Raw genomic sequence first — 22,122 nt, forward strand, 5'->3', positions numbered from 1 at the left:
AACTGGACGAACTCCATCATGAACAAGCCTCTTCAAACCAAGACTTTCTTCACGGTCCGTACCGCACCGCTCGCCGCGCTCTGCCTCGCGGCACTCGTGGCCGGCGGCTGCGCCAACCCGAGCTACACCATCACGCCGGAGATGCAGGCCAGGGCCGCTTCGGAGAACCCGGCACCGCCGAAGGACGAGGACTTCCCCGCGCTCGACTCGGCCAAATGGCAGCAAGGCGCCTTTCCGAGCCTCGAGGCCCTGCGCGCCATGCGTGCCGGCATGGGCAAGGACCAGGTGCGCGAGCTGCTGGGCTTTCCGCACTTTCGCGAAGGCCTGGGCGGCGTGCGCGAGTGGAACTACATCTTCCACTTTCGCACCAGCGCCGGTCCGGAATACATCACCTGCCAGTACATGGTCCGCTTCAATGCAGACGTGCTGACCAACGGCATGTACTGGAAGGGACCGGGCTGCGCGGACCTGCTCAAGCCGATGGCCGCGACGAAGCCCGCCGCTACCGTCCAGCCGGTGGTTCTGCCTGCAAAGACGACGCTCGGCGCCGACGGCCTGTTCCGCTTCGACGGCCGCTCGCTGGCCGACCTGCTGCCCGAAGGCCGGCGCAAACTGGACGCACTGGCAAGCGACCTCGGGAGCAGCGCCAGACCGGTGGACTCGATCAGGGTGACCGGGCATACCGACCGGCTCGGCAGCAACAGCTACAACCAGGCGCTCTCGCTGGCGCGCGCCAGCACCGTGCGCGACTACCTGGTGCAGGCCGGCGTGCCGGCGCAGGCTGTGCAGGTGCAGGGCAAGGGCGAATCGGAGCCGAAGGTGCAGTGCACACAGACGAGGCGCGCGGACCTGATCGACTGCCTCGCCCCGAACCGCCGCGTGGAGATCGAGGTGTCTGCGCAGCGGTGAACTCCGCGGCGGGCCATGCCGAACGCACGGTCCGCCGGCGGTTTCGACCGTAAGATGGCGCCGCGCCGCCGCAGAGCGGTGTCTGGAGACACGATGCCCCGTTTCGCCCTCCGTGCCTTCGCTCAAGCCGCCCTCACCGCGGCCGGGCTCTCGCTGACGGCTTGCGGCACCGTGCCACCGACCGCCGAGCAGCCAGCAACTTCCTGTGCGTCTCTGGCACGCCATGTCATCGAACCGGGAGCCATCGGCTTGCCCAGCGGAAGGGCCTCGGTCACCTCCGCCGTGCTGACGCCCGCCGCGGCAGGAACGGCCAACGCCGGTGCATTTGTGCCGGCCCTTCCCCGGTTCTGCAAGGTCACGGGCACGATCGCATCGCGTGACCCTGCCGCGCAAGTCATCAACTTCCAGCTGAACCTTCCGACCGAATGGAACGGAAAGGCCCTGCAGTACGGTGGCGGCGGCTTCAACGGCGTGTTGATCACCGGCCTCGCGCCCTTGCGCGACGCCGCGCCGGGCGACCCGCTGCCCATCGCGCGGGGCTATGCGACCTTTGGCCAGGACTCGGGCCACCAGGCGAGCGCCTTCCCTCCCGGCGAGCCAGGCGCCTTCGCGCTGAACGACGAGATGCTCGAGAACTTCGCGTTCGCTTCATACAAGAAGGTGAAGGACGCGGCCGTGGACCTCATGCGCGCCTACTACGCACGACCGCCGCAGCGCACGTACTACTTCGGCGGCTCGGAAGGCGGGCGCGAGGGAATGATGATGGCGCAGCGCTTCCCGGCCGACTACGACGGCATCGTCAGCGTGGTGCCCGTCATCAACTGGACCGGCCTGTTCCATGCATTCGTACGCAACCAGGTGCCACAGCACGACGACTGGCTCCAGGCCGGCAAGATCCCGCTGATCGCGAAAGCCACCTCCGATGCCTGCGACGCGCTCGACGGGCTGGCCGACGGCGTCGTCAACAACTACATGGCTTGCCAGGCCCGCGTCGACCTGCAGCCGCTGCGCTGCCCCGGTGGCGGCGATGCAGGCTTGCAATGCCTGTCGGACGCGCAGCTGCGACTGGTGCGCGGCATCCACTCGCCGTATGTTTTTCCCTTTCCCATCGCCAACGGGCTCACCACCTACCCGCAGTGGCTGTACGGCCATGAGGACAGCCTCGACGGTCCCTCCGCCCTGAACATGGTGCGCTGGGTCTCCGGCACGGCGGCGCCCGTTGCCCCTCTGGATGCGGCGCGCCATTCGACGCAGTGGATCTACGGCAGCAACTGGATCCGCTACGCCGTCGCCCGCGACAAGGACTACGACGTGCGCCGCTATCGTCCCCAGGAGTTCCGGGCGCAGGTCCAGAAGACCTCCGCGATGATCGACGCCACCGACCCGGACCTTTCGGCGTTCTTCGCTCGCGGCGGCAAGCTGATCGTGCGCGAGAACGCCGCCGACCGCGCACAGAGCCCCCTCATGGGAATCCAGTACCACGGTGCGCTCGTGGCGCGCATGGGAGCACCGGCCGTGGAAAGATCCGTGCGGCTGTATGTTTCACCGGGCTCGACACACAGTGGCAATTCCCGGGCGGTCGGAGGCGGCGCGCCGGTGCCGACGATGGTGGACCTCCTGGATCCGCTGGACCGATGGGTGAGCACGGGCGCTGCGCCCGCAGACGCGCTGGTGCAAACGGTCAACGCGCCGCTGCCGCCGTTTGTCGTCCAGGCGTCCCGACCGATGTGCCGCTACCCCGCGTACCCGCACTACACAGGCGGCGACCGCATGCAGGCGTCCAGCTACCAGTGCCGCGCTGCGACACCTTGAGCAGGCTCCATCAAAGGAACCCGATGGAGAGCCACGGCACCGCGGCGACCAGGACGGTGCCGACCAGCAGCGCGAGCATGTAGCCGACGATGGGCCGGATGCCCTTGTCCGGATGCACCCGCCCGATCGCGCACGCCGCGTAGTAGCCCACGCCCAGCGGCGGCGCGAACAGCCCCAGTCCCATCGACAGCACGACGACCATGGCGTAGTGCACCTCGTGGATGCCGAGCTGGCGGGCGATCGGGAACAGCAGCGGGCCGAACAGCACGATGGCCGGGATGCCCTCGAGCACCGAGCCGAGCACCACGAAGGTGACCAGCGAAACGGCCAGGAACATCGGCGCGCCGCCCGGCAGCCCGGTCATGGCCTGCGCCAGCGAATTGGAGAAGCCCGACTGCGTCAGCCCCCAGGCCATTCCCGTCGCGGTGCCGATGATCAGCAGGATCGCGCCCGACAGCGACGCCGTCGCCACCAGCATCGGCCCGACGCGCTTCCAGTCGAACTGGCGGTACACCAGCAGGCCCGACAGCACGGCATAGACGATGCCGATGGTCGAGACCTCGGTGGCCGTGGCCACGCCTTCGACGACAGCCGCGCGGATGATGAAAGGCAACGCCAGCGCCGGCACTGCAATCGCCGCCAGCTTGGCCACCTGCCGCCGCGAGGGGCGCTCGACATGGCTGAGATCCTCGCCCCGCGCCCGCAGCCAGACGACGACGCACAGCGTGAGACCCAGCACCACGGCCGGCAGGAGGCCGCCGGTGAACAGCGCCGCAATCGAGACGCCCGTGACCGATCCGATGGTGATCAGCACCAGGCTCGGCGGCACGGTCTCGGTCTGCGCGCCGGTTGCCGAGAGCAGCGCCACCAAGTCGCCCTCGCTGGCGCCGCGCTTCTTCATTTCCGGAAAGAGCGCGGGCGCCACCGCGGCCATGTCGGCGGCCTTCGACCCCGAGATGCCGGAGACGAGGTACATCGCCCCGACCAGCACGAACTGCAGGCCGCCGCGCACGTGGCCCAGCAGGCCCGCGAGGAAGGCGATCATGGCCTTGGCCATGCCGGTCATTTCGATGAGCAGCCCCAGGAACACGAACAGGGGCACGGCCAGCAGGATCAGGTGCGACATGCCCTCGTCCATGCGGCCGATGATCACCGGCAGCGCGGTGTCCGTTCCCAGCGCCAGGTAGCCGATGGTCCCCAGGCCGAACGCAAAGGCGATGGGAATGCCGCTGAACACGCCCGCCCCGACCACACCTACGAAGAAGATCAGCAGGTTGTAGCGCCCCAGGTCTTCGAAGACGCCGCGGCCCAGCGCGAAGGCGCCGATCACGACGGCCACTGCGGCGAAGGCCTTGGTGCCCGTGCGCCAGTCGGCATCCTTGAACAGCCGCAGCACCGAGAACAGCATCATCAAGGCGATGCCGCAAGGCAGCGCCGCAGCGCGCCATGCGTTCGAGATCTCGAGGGCCGGCGTGGTGATGAAGCGCTCCTCCGAGGCGTATTCCCACGCTGGCCAGGCCACCATCGCGAGGAAGGCCAGCGACGCGCACACGCTGATGGCCTCCAGCAACTGCTGGCGCGCGGGCGCCTGGCGCGAGACCAGCGCCGTCATGCGCATGTGCTCGCCGCGCCGCAGGGCGACCACGGCACCGAGCATCGCCAGCCAGATGAAGAGCATCGAGGCGAGTTCGTCGGACCAGACCAGCGGCCTGTGGAACGCGAAGCGCGCCACGACGCCGGCCAGCAGCACGGCGATGTCCGCCAGCACGAGCGCACCAGCGGCCGCTTCGACGATGAACCCGAGAACGCGGTCGATGCGCGCCGCCCGCGAAGCGGGGCCCACCGCCGGAGACGCCTGCACGCTGTGGCCGGCGGGGCTCATCGCGCTCATGCCAGCTTGCCGACGGAGCGTTCCAGGAGGGCCCATGCCTCGTCGCCGTACTTGCTCTTCCATTCGCCATAGAAGCCGGCCTTGCGAAGCTGGTCGCGGAAGGCGGCGGCGTCCGGCTGGTTGAAGGCCAGGCCCTTGCCGGCCAGTTCCGTCTGCAGCCCGGCGTTGAGCTGCGCCACGTCGTCGCGCTCCTTCAGGCCGGCCGCGTCGATGTGCTTGGCAACGATGGCGCGCAGATCGGCCGGCAGCTTCTCCCAGGCGCGGCGGTTGGCCAGGAACCAGAAGCCGTCCCACATGTGGTTGGACAGCGAGCAGTACTTCTGCACCTCGAAGAGCTTGGCCGTCGAGATGATGGCCAGCGGGTTCTCCTGGCCGTCGACGATCTTCGTCTGCAGCGCGGAATAGACCTCGGCGAAGTTGATCGACGCCGGCGCGGCATCGAGGGCCTTGAACATCGAAGTCCACAGCGGCGACACCGGCACGCGGATCTTGAAGCCCTTCAGGTCGGCGGGCGTCGCGATGGGCCTGGACGATGAAGTGATCTGGCGAAAGCCGTTGTCCCAGATCTTTTCCATCGGCACGATGCCGGCCTTGGCGATCTGCGCGCGGATGTAGGCACCCAGTTCGCCATCCATCGCCTTCCACACGCTCGGGTAGTCCTTGAACGCAAAGCCGACGCCGCTGATCGATGCCGCCGGCACCAGCGTCGAGAGGATCAGGCCCGAGAGGGTGAAGAACTCGACGCCGCCCGAGCGCAGCTGGCTGAGCACATCCGTGTCGGAGCCGAGCTGGTTGTTCGGGAAGATCTGGATGAGGACGCGGCCGTTGGTCTCGGTGCGGATCGCATCGGCCATCTCCTTGGCGCGCAGGTTCATCGGATGCGTCACCGGCAGGTTGTTCGCGTACTTGTAGGTGAACTCGGCCTTGGTTTGCGCGAAGGCGCTGCCCGCGGGGGCGGCGACAACGGCGGCCGCGGCGGCGCTGCGAAGAATGGTGCGACGGGAAATGTTCATGGTTTGTCTCCTTGGTGGTTCGTCATTGTGATCGGTGGCTCAGCCGTGCATGGCCGGCTGCGATTCTCCACGCTCGACGAGGCGCGTTCGGATGTCGTTCTTGGTGAACTTGCCGTAACCCGGCTTCGGCAGCGAATCCCAGAAGAAGAAGCGGCGCGGCCAGCGGTACCTGGCGCAGCGCCTCGGCCGTAAGGCCCGGCCGGCTCGCGACGACGATCTCGCCCCATCGAGCTTGCCGAAGCGCGTGTGGCCTCAGCCGATGAGTTACGGCAGTTTCGTCATGCCTTGGCTCCTTGCAGTTCGGCCCCGGCTTCGGCCTTGCGGCGGCGAAGGGTTGGCAGGCCGACACCTGCCGCATCGAAGCCGCCGTCGACGGCCACGACCTGGCCGTTGATGAAGCTCGCTTCGGGGCTGCACAGGAAGCCGATGACATTCGCCATCTCCTCGGTGGTGCCGTAGCGGTTCAGCGGAATCGCGTCGTAGTAGTCGGAGCGGATCGCCACGCTGTGCACGAGCTTGGCCATTTCGGTTTCTACCGGGCCGGGGGCAATGACGTTCACGCGCACGCCTGCATCGCCGAGCTCGACCGCATGCTGCTTCGTCATGTGGATGAGCGCGGCCTTGCTGGTGCCATAGGCCACGCGCAGCGTGCTGGCCCGCAGCCCGGAGATCGAGGCGACGTTGACGATGGCGCCGCCGCCGTTGCCGGCCATCACCGCGCCGAAGGCCTGCGTGCAGAGGAAGGCGCCATCGAGGTTGGTGGCCATCACCGTGCGCCATTCCTTGAAGGAGGTTTCCAGCACCGGCTTGAAGATGGCCACGCCGGCATTGTTGACCAGCGCGTCCACGCGGCCGAACTTTGCAACGACGGCCGCCACGGCGCGGTCGACCTGCGCCGGATCGGACACGTCGCAATGGACGCCGAGCAGATCGCCGGGGCGCGCGATCTCCGATATCGTGCTGTCGAGCGTTGCGCTGTCGCAGTCGAGCAAGACGACCTTGCAGCCATGACCAAGAAACCATTCGCCGACGGCGCGGCCGATGCCGCGGGCGCCTCCGGTGACGACTGCGATGCGGGCTGGTGATGTGGTGCTCATGATGTGGTGGGTTGGGTTGAAGGGAAAAAGGAACTCGGGATCCGGAAGCCGGCGGCCATTACTCGGGCGTGACAGGCAGGAGCCCAGGGCATTGGGGCCGCCGTCGATCAGCGTCATCGCATCGACGACGCGATCGAACATCGGTGTTGTGTCTCCTGCTGCCACTTGTGGGAGCGCCCCCCGTTCACGTGCTTGGCGCGCGGGATGCGATGCAGTCTAGGGATGCGCTTCGATCCAGAGAAATTTAAAATCTGGATCAGTCGATACAGAAGGCAAATCAATGGACATGCGCCACCTGCGCTGCTTCGTCGCTGTTTCCGAGGAGCTGCACTTCGGCCGCGCCGCCGAACGGCTGCACCTCACCCAGCCGCCCGTGAGCCTGGCGATCAAGGAGCTGGAAGAAGAACTGGGCGTCACCCTGCTCGAGCGAACCTCGCGCCGCATCGCGCTCACACGGGCCGGCGAGGACGCATTGCGCGACGCACGCGCCGTGCTGGCCGCGGCCGACACCCTGCGCAAGCGCGCCCTGGAGGCCGCTCAGGGCTTGATGGGCTCGCTGTCGCTCGGCTTCATCAGCCTGCCGGCCTATTCATTCCTGCCGCCGATGCTGCGCGCCTTCACGGAGGACTACCAGCGCGTGAACGTGTCGCTGCTGGAAGGCACCACCGACCAGATCATTCACGACGTAGAGAGTGGCAGGCTCGATGTCGGCCTGGTGTTCCGGACGCCCGACCCGCCCGCGGCACTGAACTCGAGGCTGGTCCATACGGAACCGCTGCTCGTGGCGCTGCCCGTGTCGCACCCCCTGGCCGGCGCCACGCGCATCGCGCTCGAAAAGTTGTCGAACGAACGCTTCCTCGGATTCGAGCGCCATCAGGGTCCGATGATGTTCGACGCCATCGTCGCCACCTGCATGCGGCATGGCTTCAGCCCCAAGCTGTTTCCGGCGCGGCAAATGCACACCATCGTGAGCCTCGTGTCCGGCGGCATCGGCGTGGCGCTGGTGCCCGGCAGCGTGCAGGCATTGCATCGCGAGGGGGTCGTCTATCGAAGCATGAAGGGCGAGAAGACCATCGTCGAGACCGTCGCCATCTGGCGCAAGTCCGACGATTCGCCGCAGGTGAAGGCGCTGCTGTCATGCTTGCCGAAGATCCGGCAGCGGGGCGGCTGAGTGAATGCCTCGATCTACGACGCATCGAAGATGGGCCTTGCCGAAAGGCGTCAGCTGCAGGCCTCAAAATCGCATGCAGCGGCTTGTTCGTCCGCGAAGCCAGCCGCCCCCTCCTCTTTCAGCGATACATGTTCACTCTGACCCGCCTGACGATCCACCGCGCCAGGAAAGAACGCTTGCCCCAGGTCGCCGGAAGCCTGACATTCACGACCTTGCTGTCCATCGTGCCCTTGCTGGCGACGAGCTTCGCGCTGTTCACGCGATTCCCGATCTTCAAGCGATTCAAGGATGCGATTCATGAGTTCCTGCTGAGCAGGCTGCTGCCGCCAGACATCGCGCGCACGGTCCTCAAGTATCTGGACCAGTTCGCCGCGAATGCCAGCAGCCTGACCTGGGTCGGCTCGCTCTTCCTGCTGGGGACCGCAGTCGCGATGTTGCTGACCGTCGAGAACGCTTTGAACCAGATGTGGGAGGTGAGGAGGAATCGGCCTTTCTTCAGAAGGGTCGGCCTGTACTTGCTGATGTTGGCCGTGGGGCCACCCGTGATGGGTCTGAGTCTGTGGGCAACGTCGTACGTGCTGGGCGTTTCCCTGGGTCTGATCGGCGCCTTGCCACCATCGCTCGCCTTCGTGCTCGACCTCGGGCCGCTCGTGCTCGGCGTGACCGCGCTGACGAGCATGTTCTATTTCGTTCCGAACACGAAGGTGCGGCTACGCGACGCCGTCGCGGGCGCCCTGATCGCCAGCGTGGCCTTCGAGCTGGGCAAACGGGGCTTCGCCACCTACCTCGTCAAGGTGCCAACCTACAAGGCGCTGTACGGGGCGTTCGCGGCCTTTCCGATCTTCTTGCTGTGGGTGTACTTCTCGTGGCTGATCACGCTGGTCGCGGCCATGATCACGGCCAACCTGGCTCTTGCGCGACGGCGACAGCCGGGGAAGGCAGCTCGAGCCTGGCAGTTCGGCCGGGGCTGATGCAGGCGCCGCTCATTCGAAACCGGCCCTCCTCGCAGGCAGCAGCGAGAAGCCCACTCGCTTTTTGGCCCTGCCTGTGACGCTCACATTGCGCGTCATGCCGAGTGGCTTGCACGACAAGCACTGCTATGGAGCCGCCGGCAAGAGCTCGCCGGCCGACAGTACGTCAACAACTCCGGTGTACCTCATGCGTCAGGCCGGCTTGCGCAGGAAGCCCTGCTGGGCACCGTTGCGATTGGGCGCGAAGCCATTGGCCTGCAGCGTCTCCTCGATGGTTTCGTAAAACACGCCGATCTTCATGATCTCGCGCGCCTGCTGCGCGGTCGCAATGGGGCGACCGAATTCAGTCGAGATGCGCACCAGTTGCCGGATCTGTTCGACCGAGCTCATCTTGCCGGTGCGGGTCTGGTTCCACAGCACGTCCTCAATGCCGCAGCGCACGTGCAGGCCTAGGGCGATGCCGATCATGTTCACGGGCAGCACGTTGAGCACCGAGCTTTCCACCGTGACCACCGAGCCATCGGGTGCGGCGCGCAGGAAGTTGGCCAGGTTGTAGATGTTCGCCTGGTCCATGCCGCCGCTGATGGCCACCCAGTTCATCACCAGCGGGCCCTTGTAGACGCCGCGGCGGATCATCCGCTCGATGGTCTCGAAGCTGTTGATGTTGTAGCACTGGAACTCGCTCTGGATGCCCGCGGCCGTGAGGCGGCGGATGTGCTCCTCGACCCAGCTGGGGTTAGAGGGCACGATCATGTCCTTGTACGTCGAATAGAGCCTCGGGTCGCCGCGCGACAGTCCCTTGAAGTCGTCCAGGCCGGCGTGCTCGGTCACGTTCATCTGCGTGGTGTTGACGGTCACGGTCACCTGGTCGGGGCGGGGCGTGAGTTCGGCCAGCATGTGGCGCGTGTCGTCGCTCAGCCACTTGGCCGCGGCACCGTCGTCCTCAGGCGCGAAGCTGATCGAGCCGCCCACCTGGATGATCATTTCCGGCACGGCCTTGCGCACGCCGGCGATCAGTTCGTTGAACATCGACAGCCGCTTGCTGCCCCTGCCGTCGGCCTCGCGCACATGCAGGTGCAGCACGGTGGCGCCGGCTTCGTAGCAATCGACCGCCTTCTGGATCTGGTCTTCCATCGTGACCGGGATGTCTTCGGGAAAGTCGGCGGGAATCCACCCCGGCGCATAGGGCGCGGCCGTGATGATCAGGGGCTGCTGGTTCTCGGGATACAGGTGGCCGTCGAGGAAGTTCATGGGGTTTGTCTCCGGTGGGAAAGTTGCTCTGGCGCCAAAAGTGTCTGGCGCACCCCGGAAAACTTCTTGCTCATCCGGGACTGCGACTTGTCTTTGCGGGACATTGAAACGGTCCTTGCGAAGACCGGTTTCGCAGTCTCCATCTGCACCAGACACTGAACGCCATGGCCGATCACAATCGGGCCATCATCAAGACACAGCAATCCAGGATCAGCCCCCGGGCGAACACGGGGCTCCTGAAGAATCCACCATGAAGCACCTCGGCCGACTGATGCGTAGTGCGAGCCTCAGCGGCTACGTGGACCTGGTGCGCTCGCTCGGCCGGGACCCGCATGCCTTCCTGCGCACCGTGGGGCTGAAGGCCCAGTTGCTCGAGCACCCCGAGATGCTGATTCCAGGTGACGCCGTGCGCGAGCTGCTCGAGATCACCGCGCGCGCCACGCGCACCGAAGATTTCGCGCTGCGGCTCGCGGCGCAGCGCAAACTCTCGGCGCTCGGGCCGATCGGCGTCGTGCTGAGGGAAGAGCCCACGCCCCGCGACGCGCTCGACACGCTGGGCCGCTACCTGAAGCTGGTGAACGCCTCATTGAGCTTTCGCCTGGAGGATACGGGCGACATGGTCATCCTGCGCGAAGACCTGCTGCCCAGCCCCGGGCTGCCGATGCGCCAGTCGATGGAACTGGCCGTGGGCATCATGTTCCGCGTGCTCACCGAGCTGATCGATCCGCAATGGCGGCCGCAGCAGGTCTGCTTCACGCACCGCCCGCCGGCGGACGTGTCGGCGCACCGCGCCTTCTTCGGGCGCCACGTCAAGTTCAACCAGGATTTCAATGGGCTCGTGTGCCTGGCGGCCGATCTGCGCAAGCCGCGCGAATCAGGCGACCAGGGCGCGGCGCGTTTTGCGCGAGAGTACCTGGAGGCGGCCCTGAAAGACCGCGGCGAGAGCACGCGCGAAGCCTGCCGCGAACTCATCCTCGCGCTCATGCCCGGCGGCGGCTGCACGGCGCAGGAAGTGGCGCGGCACCTGCGCGTGGACCGCCGCACGCTGCACCGCCGGCTCGAGGCTGAAGGCTTCACCTTCAGCAGCCTGCTCGACCATGTGCGCTCCGACCTCGTCAAGCGCCACCTGCGCGACAGTGACCTGCCGCTGAGCGAAGTGGCCGAGCTGCTGGGCTTCTCGGGGCCAAGCAGCTTCAGCCACTGGTTCCGCCACCACTTCGGCTGCAGCGCCTCGCAGTGGAGCAAGCAGACGGCCAGCGCGGTGGCTCAGGGGACGGTGCGCGCGTTCTGAGCCAGGCCTTCAAAGCGGAGGGCATGCGAAAGGCCTTCGAGCAGGCGCCAAAAGGCGCGCGTGACAGACCTCGTCATCACCACGCTCACTCTCAAGCCGCCTTGCGCAGGAAGCCCTGATTGGCGCCATTGCGATTGGGTGCGAAGCCGTTGGCCGCCAGCGACTCTTCCGCTGTGTCGTAGAAAACGCCGATCTTCGAGATCTCGCGCGCCTGCCGCGCCGTGGCAATCGGACGGCCGAACTGGCGCGAGATTTCCACCAGTTGTTCGATCTGCGCCACCGTACCGATCTTGGCCGAGCGCGTCTGGTTCCACAGCACGTCTTCGGTGCCGCATCGCACGTGCAGGCCCATGGCGATACCTATCATGTTCACGGGCAGCACGTTGCGCACCGAGCTCTCCACGGTGAGCACCGCGCCATCGGGCACCGCACGCACGAAGTTGGCCAGGTTGTAGATGTTCGGCGCGTCCATGCCGCCGCTGATCGCCACCCAGTTCATCACCAGCGGACCTTTGTAGACACCGCGGCGCATCAAGCGTTCGACCGACTCGAAGCTGTTGATGTTGTAGCACTGGAAGGCGCTCTGGATGCCGGCCTTCGTGAGGCGACGGATGTGCTCCTCGACCCAGCCCGGCTGCGCCGGCACCGTCATCTCCTTGTAGGCTTCGTAGATGGCGGGGATCTCGCGCGAGGTGCCCTTGAAGTCCGCCAGCTCGGCGTGCTCCGTGACGTTCATCTGCGAGGTGTTGACGGTCACCGTCACCTGGTCCGGCGTGGGCTCCAGCTCGGCCAGCATGTGGCGCGTGTCGTCGCTCAGCCACTTGGCCGCGGCGCCTTCGCTCTCGGGTGCGAAGCTGATCGAGCCGCCCACCTGAATGATCATTTCCGGCACGGCCTTGCGCACGCCGGCGATCAGCTCGTTGAACTTCGACAGCCGCTTGCTGCCCTTGCCGTCCAGTTCGCGCACATGCAGGTGCAGCACCGTCGCGCCGGCGTTGTAGCAATCGACCGCCTTCTGGATCTGCTCTTCCATCGTGACCGGGATCTCGCCCGGGAAGTCGGAAGGAAGCCAGCCCGGTGCGTAGGGCGCGGCGGTGATGATCAGCGGCTGCTGGTTTTCGGGAAAGAGGTGGCCGTCGAGGAAGTTCATGGCGTGGTTTCTGTCGGGTTGCGATGTAGGAAACGGAATCGATGGACAACTCAGTACGGCACGTCGCCGACGATGCCGGCGCGTTCCATCTTGCGCGGCGCGGGCCAGTAGTCGTTCAGCGCGTAGTGCTGCGTGCTGCGGTTGTCCCAGACGACCACGTCGCCGGCCTGCCACGACCAGCGCACCTGGTACTCGGGAATGGTGGCGCGGCTGAGCAGGTAGTTCAGCAGCAGCGCCGCGCCGGGCGTCTTGTCGATGCCGTGCCGCACGTTCTCGGGGGTGCTGTAGTTCACGAAGTGCGTGGTGAAGCTGCCCACGTAGAGCACCTTCTCGCCGGTCTCGGGGTGCGTGCGCACCACGGGGTGCTCCACGGGCGGATGGTCCTGGCCCAGCTTGAGGCGGGCTTCCATCGGCATGACGGCACCGAACGAATGCTCGATAGCAGCCTTGGCGCGCAGCTTGCCGATCTTCTGCTTGATCTCTTCGGGCAGCTCGTCGTGCGCCTGCACCATGTTCACCCAGATGGTGTCGCCGCCGATCTCGGGACACTCGATGCAGCGCAGCACTGCCCCCATCGCCGGCGCTTGGCGCCACAGGCCGTCGCAGTGATAGGTGTTCTCGTAGCTGTGCTTGTTGTCGCTGCGGTAGATGCGCACGAGGCCCGGGTGCTCTGGGTCGCTGCCGACCACGGGGTGGTCTTCGAGCGCGCCGAAGCAGCGTGCAAAGGCCGCATGCTCGGCGCGCGTGATGTCCTGTCCGCGGAAGAACAGCACCTTGTGCTGGAGCAGTGCGGCGCGGATCGGCGCAAAGCGCCCGGGGTCGCGCGAGGCCTCGCCCAGGTGGACGTCCGAGATTTCCGCGCCGATGGAGGGCGTGATGGGTCTGATCTTCATGAAGGGTCTCCGATGAAATGGCGAGCGAAGCTCAGTTCGCCTGGATGCGGTACTTCCTGACGATGGCGGCGTTGCGCTCCGACAGCGCCTTCGTCTCGACGATGAGCGCGGGCGTGTCGACGCTGAGTTCGGGCTCCAGGCCCACGTCGAGCAGCTTCTGCTGCACGGCGGGCGACTGGCCGGCCTTGCCGATCACGGCGTGCAGCTTCGCCAGCACGTCGGCCGGCAGCTTGGCGGAGCCAATGAAGCCGACCCAGCCGCGGAACTGCAGGTCGGGATAGCCGAGCTCGGTGGTGGTGGGCAGGTCGGGCAGGAAGCGCGAGCGGGTCTTGCCGGTGAACGCGTAAGGGCGCAGCTTGCCGGCCTTGATGAGCGGCATCGAGGTGAGCATGCCGTCGAACATCAGGTCAACCTGGCCGCCCAGCAGGTCCTGCAGCGCGGGCGGCGAGCCGGGGTAACCGATGTGCTGCAGGTCGAGCCCCGCGCGGTCGCTGAGGATCAGGCCCGCGTACTGCGACACGGTGCCGGGGCTGTAGCTGGCGAAGCTGGCCTTGCCCTTGCGCGTCTTCAGCTCGGCGACCAGGCCCTGGAAGTCCTTGGCCGGAAAGTTCGCGGCCGTGACGAGCACCACGCCCGAGCGCGCCACCGAGGCAATGGGCACCACGTCCTTCAGCGGATCGAAGGGCATCTTCACGATCTGCGGCGTTTCAGCCAACACGTTGCTCGCCGCCATCACGATCGTGTTGCCGTCGGCCGGCGCCTGCAGCATGGCCTGAAGGCCGATCGAGCCGCCGGCACCGGGACGGTTCTCGACGATCACGGGACGGCCGATGTCCAGCGCCATCTGCTGCCCGACGACGCGGGCGACGATGTCCATCGTGCCGCCCGGCGGCGCGGGGACGATGAGCTTGACGGGCTTGTCGCCCAGCGCCCAGGCCCCGAGGGCCATCGAGCATCCGACCAGCGCCACGGCGGCGCGTGCAAAGTGCAGCAGTTTCATGGGTTGTCTCCGGTTTTTTCATGCGGGCCTCGGTGGGCCAACGCCGCCAGTATCCGGCGCACTCCACTCGCAGTTCTTGCTTTATTGGGGCATCAATTTGCCGATTTGGGACATCGCCGAGACCACACTTCCCGACGTTGAAACGCGCCGCAAGAATCCGTTCCATCCCAGCCCCCACACGCATCAGGAGACGCACCATGAACCAGGCCATCCGCTTCCACGAGACCGGCGGCGCCGACGTGCTCAAGCTCGAACACGTCGAGGTCGGCGAACCCGGCCCGGGCCAGGCGCGCGTGCGCCACAGCCTCATCGCCGTCAACTTCATCGACATCTATTTCCGCACGGGGCGCTATCCGCTCGCACTGCCCAACGGCCTGGGCTCCGACGCCGTGGGCGTGGTCGAGGCCGTGGGCCCCGGCGTGACCGACATCCGCGTGGGTGATCGCGTGGGCTACCTCATCGGGCCGCAAGGGGCGTACTCGCAAGTGCGTGTGATGCCCGCTGACGTTCTGATTCCGCTGCCCGATGGCATCTCGGACAGCACCGCCGCCACGCTGATGATGAAGGGCATGACGGCGCAATACCTGTTCCGCCAGGTCTATCCATTGAAGGGTGGCGAGACGATCCTGTACCACGCAGCGGCCGGCGGCGTCGGTCTCATCGCTTGCCAGTGGGCGCGGGCGATGGGCGTGACGATGATCGGCACCGTGAGCACCGACGAGAAGGCCGCCGTCGCCAAGGCCAACGGCTGCACCCACACCATCGTGACCTCGCGCGAGAACATCGCCCAACGCGTGCGCGAGATCACCGACGGCAAGGGCGTGCCGGTGGTCTACGACTCGGTGGGCAAGGACACGCTGGAAGCCTCGCTCGACTGCCTGCAGCCGCGCGGCACGCTGGTAAGCAACGGCACCTCTTCTGGCGCCGTGGTCCTCGACACCAAGCTGCTGGCGGCGAAGGGCTCGATCTGGCTCACGCGGCCGGCGATGGTGCACTACATCCATCCGCGCCCGCACATGCTCAGCATGGCCGACGAACTGTTCGGCCACGTGCTGGCCGGCCGCATCGTGAGCGAGCCGCAGCAGAGCTTCGCGCTGGCCGACGCGGCCGAGGCGCACCGCGCACTCGAAGGCCGAAAGACCACCGGCGCCACCGTGCTCGTACCCTGAGGTTTTCATGATCGCCTTGTCTGTCGCCGCATGGCCGGCGCGCGGCCGCCTGCTCTTTCCGGGCGTGCTCGCCTGCGCGGTGGTCGCCGCCGCGTCCACCTTTTTGTCGCAGCACTACGGTGCGCCGGTGATGCTGTTTGCGCTCATCCTCGGCATGGCGATGAACTTCCTTTCCGCCGAGGGCCCGTGCAAGCCCGGTATCGAGTTCACCGCGCGCCACGTGCTGCGCTGGGGCGTGGCGCTGCTCGGGCTGCGCATCACGGCCGCGCAGGTAGTGGCGCTGGGCTGGCACCCGGTGCTGCTGGTGGCGGTGTCGCTGGTGCTGACCATCGGCGTGTCGATGGTCGTGGCGCGGCTGATGGGCTTCAACGTGCTGTTCGGCCTGCTCAGCGGCGGCGCCACCGCGATCTGCGGCGCTTCGGCCGCGCTGGCGCTGGCCGCGGCGCTGCCGCCGCATCCGCTGAAGGAACGCGCCACGCTGTTCACGGTGGTGAGCGTGTCGGCGCTGTCGACGCTCACGATGATCGCCTACCCCCTGATCGCACGCGCCCTGGGCATGGACACGCACACGGCCGGCGTGTTCCTGGGCGCCACCATCCACGACGTGGCGCAGGTGGTGGGCGCGGGCTACGGCATGTCGCAGGCCACGGGCGACACGGCCACGCTGGTCAAGCTGATGCGCGTGGCGGCGCTGCTGCCGGTCATCCTGTTCGCCGTGATGTTCACGCGTGCCACCGGCAAGGCCGTGGGCGGCCAGCGCCCGCCGCTGCTGCCGTGGTTCGCGGTGGCGTTCGCTGCGCTGGTGGCGCTCAACAGCACGGGCTGGCTGGCGCCGGCCCTCGCCACCGCGGGCAGCGACCTGTCGCGCTGGTTCCTGGTGGCGGCCATGGCCGGCATCGGCATGAAGACGCAGCTGCGCGAGCTGGTCGACGTGGGCCTCAAGCCGGTGGTGCTGATGGTCGGCGAGACCGTCTTCATCGCCGCGCTGGTGCTCGCGCTGCTGCGCTGGGCGCCCTGACGCACGACGACAGAGACGACAACACACACAACAACCAGGAGACAAGACCATGAAGAAGAAGAAGACCCTCGTCGCCGCCGCAGCCGCGACCCTCGCTGCCGGCGCTTCCCTCGCCCAGTCCTCGCTCACGCTGTTCGGCGTGATGGACGCAGGCGTGAGCCACTACCGCACCACCAGCAGTTCGCACAACCCGCTGCGCTCGGCCGAGCTGCGCCAGAGCCAGACCGTGCTGTCGCCCTCGGGCAATGCGTCCAGCCGCATCGGCTTTCGCGGCACCGAAGACCTCGGCGGCGGACTGGCCGCGAGCTTCTGGCTCGAGGCGCCGCTGAACAACGATACAGGCGGCGGCATCACGAACTTCGGACGCCGCTCCACGCTCAGCCTCAGCGGCCCCTTCGGCGAACTGCGCCTGGGTCGCGACTACACGGCCTCGTTCTGGAATGACGCGGTGTTCGACCCCTTCAGCGTCAACGGCGTGGGCACCAACCTGATCGCCGTGGTCAACAGCAACATCGCGGCCTCGCGCGCGCTGGCCACGGGCAGCCTGCTGAACGGCGGCCTCTCCGCAGGCACCGACAGCTACCTGCGCACCAGCAACGCCGTCAGCTACTTCCTGCCACCAAACCTGGGCGGCTTCTACGGCCAGGTGCAGTACGCGCTGCACGAGAACACCAAGATCAGCAACACGCCCGACAGCCCCTCCAAACGCGGGCGCTACGCGGGCGGGCGCATCGGCTGGGCCAGTGGCCCCGCCGACGTGGCGCTAGGCTACGGCGAGAGCACGCTGGCCAGCACCACCGTACAGAGCGAGAAGATCAAGAGCCTGAACCTCGGTGCTTCGTACGACTTCGGCGTGGTGAAGGTGTTCGGCGAATGGTCGCGCGTGCGCGACGTGCGCAACAGTGCCGCCCCGTTCGCCAACGGTTCGTTGCGCCTGACCGACCGCTACGACGGCCTCATGGCCGGCGTGAACGTGCCACTGGGTGCGGGCATGCTGCGCGCCTCGTATGCACGCGTGCGCTTCGTCAACGGGCTGCATCTGCCAGACGGCAATTCGTCGGTGAACAAGCTCGCACTCGGCTACGTGCACAACCTCTCCAAGCGCACGGCGCTGTATGCCTCGGTGGCGCGCATCCACATCGCCAACGGCCGCAACAACCCGACCGTGATGGGCGTGACGCCGCTGGTGCTGAGCCTGCCGGCGATCTTCCCTCAGCCGGGCTACGCGACCACCGACGGCATGCAGCCGCACCGTGCGCTGGGCTACGACGTGGGCATTCGGATGGCGTTCTGAGCGCCTGAAAAGCGACGGCGGCGCCCTCCGCATTCCTCCTAGCCATTGCCGCAGACGCTGGTACGGCTGGTAGGGAGCAGGTCACTCTCGGCCTACTTTGACGTAGTCCACTATTGCGGATACCGGGTAATTTTCTGCCGTCATGACGAAGGTCTGGTATTGCAGACGAGGCCAATCGCCAATTCTTGCGCCGTGACATCGGCGTTCTGCCGACGCCATGTCGAAGACTACCGTCGCCGGCGGCAGCCGCACGCCGAGCTACTTGGGTGCCATGGTGGTGAGCACGGCCACGCTCATGGCCTCCACACTCGTCTTGATCGATGGCTCGGGCACCGGCGCGAAGAAGGGCGAGTGATTGAAGGCCAAGGGCTTGCCGCCGGGCTTGAGCGACGCCATCACCTCTTCGGGAGAGAGCACGCCCACGAAGAACATCATCGATGGCACGCCCGCATTGCCGAACTCGGAAAAATCCTCGCTCGCGGTGATGGGCCGAACCTGCACCACCTTCGGGTCGCCGAACGCCGTCTTGAGTGCCGCCGCCGTCCGGTTGACCACCGCTTCGTCGTTGACCACCGCAGCCCCACCGGGCACCAGCTCGACCGTCGGCTCGGGCGCACCGCCCATCATCGCGGCCGCGTTGGCCGTGCGGCGAACGCCGGCCAGCAGCTTCTCGCGCACCTCCGGCTGGTAGCTGCGGATGGTGCCGCGCAGCACCGCCGTGTCGGGAATGATGTTCCCAACTGTGCCGGCTTGGACCGCACCGATGGTGACCACGCCGAACTCGGCCGGGTCCTTCTCACGGCTCACCACGGTCTGCACGTCAGTGATGAAACGGGCGGCAATCGCAATCGGGTCGATCGTCTTGTCCGGCGCCGATCCATGGCCGCCGCGGCCTTTGAAGGTGATCTCGAGCGAGTCAGAGTTAGAACTGATCGCACCGACCTTGTAACCGACGAAGCCATAGGGCGACGGCGAGGTGTGCAGAGCGAACGCGAAGTCGGGCTTGGGAAAGCGCTTGAACAGGCCGTCGGCAAGCATGGCCTTGGCACCTGACACGGTTTCCTCAGCGGGCTGCGCGACAAACATCAGCGTGCCCTTCCACTGATCTTTCATCGTGAGCAGCGTGCGCGCGGTGCCGACCCAGCTCGCCATGTGGATGTCGTGGCCGCAGCTGTGCGCCACGAAGGTCTCGCGGCCGTTCGATTGGGTCTTGGCCTTGCTCGCGTACGGCAAGCCGGTCTTCTCTTCCATGGGCAGCGCGTCGAGTTCGGTGCGCACGAGCACGGTCGGGCCTGCGCCGTTCTTGTAGATCGCGACGAGGCCCGTGCCGCCGACCTTCTCGGTGACATCGAAACCGAGCTTGCGCATTTCGCCGGCCAGCTTCGCAGCCGTTCGCACTTCCTGGAAGGCGATCTCCGGATTGGCGTGCAGGTCTTTGTAGAGCGTGTCGAGCGAGGGGTACATACCGTTGACGACAGGCCCGATCTGCTGATGCAGCGACGTCTGTGCGCTGGCGCCCAGCGCCAGGGTCAGCAAGGCAACGGCGGACAAGGTGCCATGACGAAATGAACGGGAAGACATGGAGGAAGAAGCCCTATGTGGAAAGAAGATAGACACCAGCCATGCCAGTGTGGCCTTCTTCACGCAAGCTTCGAGCCCGGGATTGCCCTAGACATCAAAGCCGATCCGCAGTTCCCTTTTTTGCGACAGCAGGTCGCGTTCAAAAAATTCGCCACTCACACAGGACAGCAAGGCACTTCGCGTACGTGGCGTGCATGTCAGGCATGCCATCGCGCGCCTCCCCCCAAGCGCCAGCTTCCAGTCGACCTCAACAAGGCAGGCGCCGTCCATATTTTTTGCGTGCCTCGGCCCCCCAGGGCAGCCGACTCGCGGAAGCTGGCGATCGCCGCTGCACGATGGCCTTGGCGACGTCTGCCTGATCGACTGCACCAATGGAACGCTGGACGTGGCCCTCGCCCATGGTCAGCGCAACGTAGCCGACAACATCTGCTTGGCGAGGGGAAAGCAGCAGGGACAAGACCCATCCTTGCGAAGGTCGAGGCGATGCACTTTGTACCCAAGTTCGACCGTCAATCGAATTGGTAGGAACAATGGTGTAAGAAATAAAAAAGCGCCCCGAAAGGCGCTTGTTTATTGACTTCTTGGAGGAGAGGGAGGGATTCGAACCCTCGGTACTATCGCTAGTACGCCTGATTTCGAGTCAGGTACATTCGACCACTCTGCCACCTCTCCGGTGCTGTCGAGCCTACGATTATAGCAGAGGAAATTGCACTTTTTGAAGCCCTGGGCTCAGCCGCGCAAAACTTCGAGCCCACCGAGGTACGGACGCAACGCCGCGGGCACGTTGATGGAACCGTCTTCGTTCTGGTGGTTTTCCAGCACGGCCACCAGCGCGCGGCCCACCGCCAGGCCGGAACCATTGAGGGTGTGCACGAGTTCGTTCTTGCCCTGCGCGTTCTTGAAACGGGCCTGCAAACGACGCGCCTGGAAGGCTTCGCAGTTCGAGACCGAGCTGATCTCGCGGTAGGTGTCCTGCGCCGGCAGCCACACCTCGAGGTCGTAGGTCTTGGCGGCGCCGAAGCCCATGTCGCCGGTGCACAGCAGCACCACGCGGTATGGCAGCTCCAGCGCCTGCAGCACAGCTTCGGCGTGGCCGGTCATCTGCTCGAGTGCGTCGTAGCTCTTCTCAGGATGCACGATCTGCACCATCTCGACCTTGTCGAACTGGTGCTGGCGGATCATGCCGCGCGTGTCGCGCCCGGCACTGCCAGCCTCGGAACGGAAGCACGGCGTATGGGCCGTGAGCTTGATGGGCAGCTGCACCTCGGGCACGACCTCGTCGCGCACGAAGTTGGTCAGCGGCACTTCACTGGTCGGAATGAGGTACAGCGCCGAATGATCGGGCGCAGGCTCGCCGTCCTGGCCGCCCTTCTTCGCGGCGAACAGGTCACCCTCGAACTTGGGCAGCTGGCCGGTGCCGCTGAGCGTGGCGGCGTTGACCACGTAGGGCACGTAGCACTCGGTGTAGCCGTGCTGTTCGGTCTGCAGGTCGACCATGAACTGTGCGAGCGCGCGATGCAGACGGGCGATCGGGCCCTTCATGACGGAGAAGCGCGAGCCCGAGAGCTTGGCGCCCATCTCGAAGTCGAGGCCCAGCGGCGCACCGAGGTCGACGTGGTCCTTGGGTGCGAAGGCCAGCGGCGTGGCATTTGCGCCGGCGCCGCCCTTCGGGGCCCAGCGGCGCATCTCGACGTTGCCGGCCTCGTCTTCGCCCAGCGGCACGCTGGCGTGCGGCAGGTTGGGCACGGCGAGCAGCAGCGCGTGCAGCGCGGGCTGGATCTCTTCGAGGCGCCTGGATTGCGATTCCTGCTCGGCCTTGAGCGCGTTGACCTCGGCCATGAGCGCATCGACCGATTCACCCTTGGCCTTGAGCGGGCCGATCTGCTTGTTCAGCGTGTTGCGGCGCGCCTGGATTTCCTCGGTGCGGGTTTGCAGCGTCTTGCGCTCGGCCTCGAGCGCGGTGAACGCCGACACGTCGAGGTACGGCTGGTTCTTCTTGCGTTTTTCGAGGCCGGCCACGGCGGAGGCCAGGTCTTTGCGGAGCAGGGTGATGTCAAGCATGGGGGGATTTTAGGTGGGCGTAGCATCGCGATCCCACTCACCCACCTCGAAGGGAAAAACGATGGAAGCCTATCTGACATTCAACGGCAATGCCGCCGAAGCGCTCGCCTTCTATGCCAAGGCGCTGGACGGCAAGGTCGCCTTCAGCATGACCTTCGGCGAGAGCCCGATGGGCGCTCAGACGCCGGCCAGCCACAAGGACAAGATCATGCACGCCACGCTCGAGGCCCGCGGCCACAAGCTGATGGCCTCGGACGCCCCGCCGGAGTGGCCCTTCGAGGGCTACAAGGGCTTCTCGCTCTCGGTGCAGGCGAACAGCGTGGACGAAGGCAAGAAGCTGTTCGACGCACTGGCCGAAGGCGGCAAGGTGACGATGCCCTACGGCCCGCAGTTCTGGGCCAAGGGCTTCGGCATGCTCACCGACAAGTTCGGCGTGGCGTGGATGGTGAACTGCGAGAAGTGAAGGCCCCCCGGCTTTTCACTGCGCTTCGCTCCGTGTAATTCGCCACCCCCCCGAGGGGGAGGCGCGGCTCGCCTTGGGGCGGCCCGG

The 22,122-nt window shown here is 66.5% G+C and carries 19 protein-coding genes and 1 tRNA gene; 9 read left to right on the top strand and 11 right to left on the bottom strand.

The annotated features are described in order from the left end of the window. Positions 1-18: 18 nt before the first annotated feature. Positions 19-909, top strand: coding sequence for an OmpA family protein (locus PMI12_RS19925; RefSeq protein ID WP_237726132.1), 891 nt, complete (start codon positions 19-21; stop codon positions 907-909). 93 nt (positions 910-1,002) lie between these two features. Continuing rightward, a complete protein-coding gene (locus PMI12_RS19930; RefSeq protein ID WP_007836062.1) occupies positions 1,003-2,721 on the top strand; it encodes a tannase/feruloyl esterase family alpha/beta hydrolase in 1,719 nt (572 codons plus the stop codon). A gap of 10 nt (positions 2,722-2,731) precedes the next feature. On the opposite strand, the gene PMI12_RS19935 is transcribed toward PMI12_RS19930, so the two are convergent. The 3 genes from PMI12_RS19935 to PMI12_RS19945 all read right to left on the bottom strand — a co-directional run bounded on the left by PMI12_RS19935 (position 2,732) and on the right by PMI12_RS19945 (position 6,722). Then, a complete protein-coding gene (locus tag PMI12_RS19935; protein ID WP_007836064.1) occupies positions 2,732-4,612 on the bottom strand; it encodes a TRAP transporter large permease in 1,881 nt (626 codons plus the stop codon). Further along, the gene (locus PMI12_RS19940; protein WP_007836067.1) at positions 4,609-5,625 is read right to left on the bottom strand and encodes a TRAP transporter substrate-binding protein; all 1,017 of its coding nucleotides are present in this window, start codon (positions 5,623-5,625) and stop codon (positions 4,609-4,611) included. The genes PMI12_RS19935 and PMI12_RS19940 overlap by 4 nt, the downstream gene beginning before the upstream one ends. Positions 5,626-5,903: 278 nt before the next feature. Next, positions 5,904-6,722, bottom strand: a complete 819-nt coding sequence (locus PMI12_RS19945) for an SDR family NAD(P)-dependent oxidoreductase (RefSeq protein ID WP_042673845.1) — start codon at positions 6,720-6,722, stop codon at positions 5,904-5,906. A gap of 280 nt (positions 6,723-7,002) precedes the next feature. Between PMI12_RS19945 and PMI12_RS19950 the strand changes: the two genes are divergently transcribed. Together PMI12_RS19950 and PMI12_RS19955 are read left to right on the top strand one after the other, a co-directional pair. After that, entirely contained in the window at positions 7,003-7,893 is an 891-nt protein-coding gene (locus PMI12_RS19950) for a LysR family transcriptional regulator (RefSeq protein ID WP_007836069.1), read from the top strand. Further along, a complete protein-coding gene (locus tag PMI12_RS19955; protein WP_237726133.1) occupies positions 7,860-8,864 on the top strand; it encodes a YihY family inner membrane protein in 1,005 nt (334 codons plus the stop codon). The genes PMI12_RS19950 and PMI12_RS19955 overlap by 34 nt, the downstream gene beginning before the upstream one ends. 192 nt (positions 8,865-9,056) lie before the next feature. Here PMI12_RS19955 and PMI12_RS19960 read toward each other — a convergent pair whose 3' ends face one another. Continuing rightward, entirely contained in the window at positions 9,057-10,115 is a 1,059-nt protein-coding gene (locus PMI12_RS19960; RefSeq protein WP_007836071.1) for a 3-keto-5-aminohexanoate cleavage protein, read from the bottom strand. A 250-nt stretch (positions 10,116-10,365) separates the two neighbouring features. Between PMI12_RS19960 and PMI12_RS19965 the strand changes: the two genes are divergently transcribed. Beyond that, on the top strand, positions 10,366-11,406 hold the full coding sequence (locus PMI12_RS19965; protein WP_007836072.1) for an AraC family transcriptional regulator: 1,041 nt from the start codon (positions 10,366-10,368) through the stop codon (positions 11,404-11,406). A 91-nt stretch (positions 11,407-11,497) separates the two neighbouring features. On the opposite strand, the gene PMI12_RS19970 is transcribed toward PMI12_RS19965, so the two are convergent. Genes PMI12_RS19970 through PMI12_RS19980 form a run of 3 tightly spaced genes read right to left on the bottom strand, consistent with a single transcriptional unit; the run spans position 11,498 to position 14,449 of the window. After that, complete coding sequence (locus tag PMI12_RS19970; protein WP_007836073.1) at positions 11,498-12,556, bottom strand: 3-keto-5-aminohexanoate cleavage protein; 1,059 nt, start codon at positions 12,554-12,556, stop codon at positions 11,498-11,500. 50 nt (positions 12,557-12,606) lie between these two features. Continuing rightward, on the bottom strand, positions 12,607-13,449 hold the full coding sequence (locus tag PMI12_RS19975; protein ID WP_007836074.1) for a TauD/TfdA dioxygenase family protein: 843 nt from the start codon (positions 13,447-13,449) through the stop codon (positions 12,607-12,609). Between the two features lie 31 nt (positions 13,450-13,480). Next, positions 13,481-14,449, bottom strand: coding sequence for a Bug family tripartite tricarboxylate transporter substrate binding protein (locus PMI12_RS19980; RefSeq protein ID WP_007836075.1), 969 nt, complete (start codon positions 14,447-14,449; stop codon positions 13,481-13,483). A 197-nt stretch (positions 14,450-14,646) separates the two neighbouring features. On the opposite strand from PMI12_RS19980, the gene PMI12_RS19985 reads away from it, so the two are divergent. The 3 genes from PMI12_RS19985 to PMI12_RS19995 are packed head-to-tail and all read left to right on the top strand — an operon-like array spanning position 14,647 to position 17,930. After that, positions 14,647-15,618, top strand: coding sequence for a quinone oxidoreductase family protein (locus PMI12_RS19985; protein WP_007836076.1), 972 nt, complete (start codon positions 14,647-14,649; stop codon positions 15,616-15,618). Between the two features lie 7 nt (positions 15,619-15,625). Then, positions 15,626-16,636, top strand: a complete 1,011-nt coding sequence (locus PMI12_RS19990) for a YeiH family protein (RefSeq protein ID WP_007836077.1) — start codon at positions 15,626-15,628, stop codon at positions 16,634-16,636. Between the two features lie 49 nt (positions 16,637-16,685). Further along, on the top strand, positions 16,686-17,930 hold the full coding sequence (locus PMI12_RS19995; protein WP_007836078.1) for a porin: 1,245 nt from the start codon (positions 16,686-16,688) through the stop codon (positions 17,928-17,930). A 258-nt stretch (positions 17,931-18,188) separates the two neighbouring features. On the opposite strand, the gene PMI12_RS20000 is transcribed toward PMI12_RS19995, so the two are convergent. The 4 genes from PMI12_RS20000 to serS all read right to left on the bottom strand — a co-directional run bounded on the left by PMI12_RS20000 (position 18,189) and on the right by serS (position 21,572). Further along, positions 18,189-19,511: an amidohydrolase gene (locus tag PMI12_RS20000; protein ID WP_007836079.1), complete on the bottom strand. Its 1,323-nt coding sequence runs from the start codon at positions 19,509-19,511 to the stop codon at positions 18,189-18,191. A 247-nt stretch (positions 19,512-19,758) separates the two neighbouring features. Next, a complete protein-coding gene (locus PMI12_RS29120) occupies positions 19,759-19,968 on the bottom strand; it encodes a hypothetical protein (protein ID WP_162130824.1) in 210 nt (69 codons plus the stop codon). 125 nt (positions 19,969-20,093) lie between these two features. After that, positions 20,094-20,183: transfer RNA gene (locus PMI12_RS20005), tRNA-Ser, on the bottom strand. 57 nt (positions 20,184-20,240) lie between these two features. Beyond that, positions 20,241-21,572 (bottom strand): serine--tRNA ligase, encoded by a 1,332-nt coding sequence (serS, locus tag PMI12_RS20010; protein WP_007836080.1) that lies wholly within the window; start codon positions 21,570-21,572, stop codon positions 20,241-20,243. A 61-nt stretch (positions 21,573-21,633) separates the two neighbouring features. Here serS and PMI12_RS20015 point away from each other — a divergent pair, with 61 nt between their 5' ends. Further along, entirely contained in the window at positions 21,634-22,035 is a 402-nt protein-coding gene (locus PMI12_RS20015) for a VOC family protein (protein ID WP_007836081.1), read from the top strand. Positions 22,036-22,122 lie beyond the last annotated feature (87 nt).

Source organism: Variovorax sp. CF313 (assembly GCF_000282635.1).
GTDB lineage: Bacteria > Pseudomonadota > Gammaproteobacteria > Burkholderiales > Burkholderiaceae_C > Variovorax.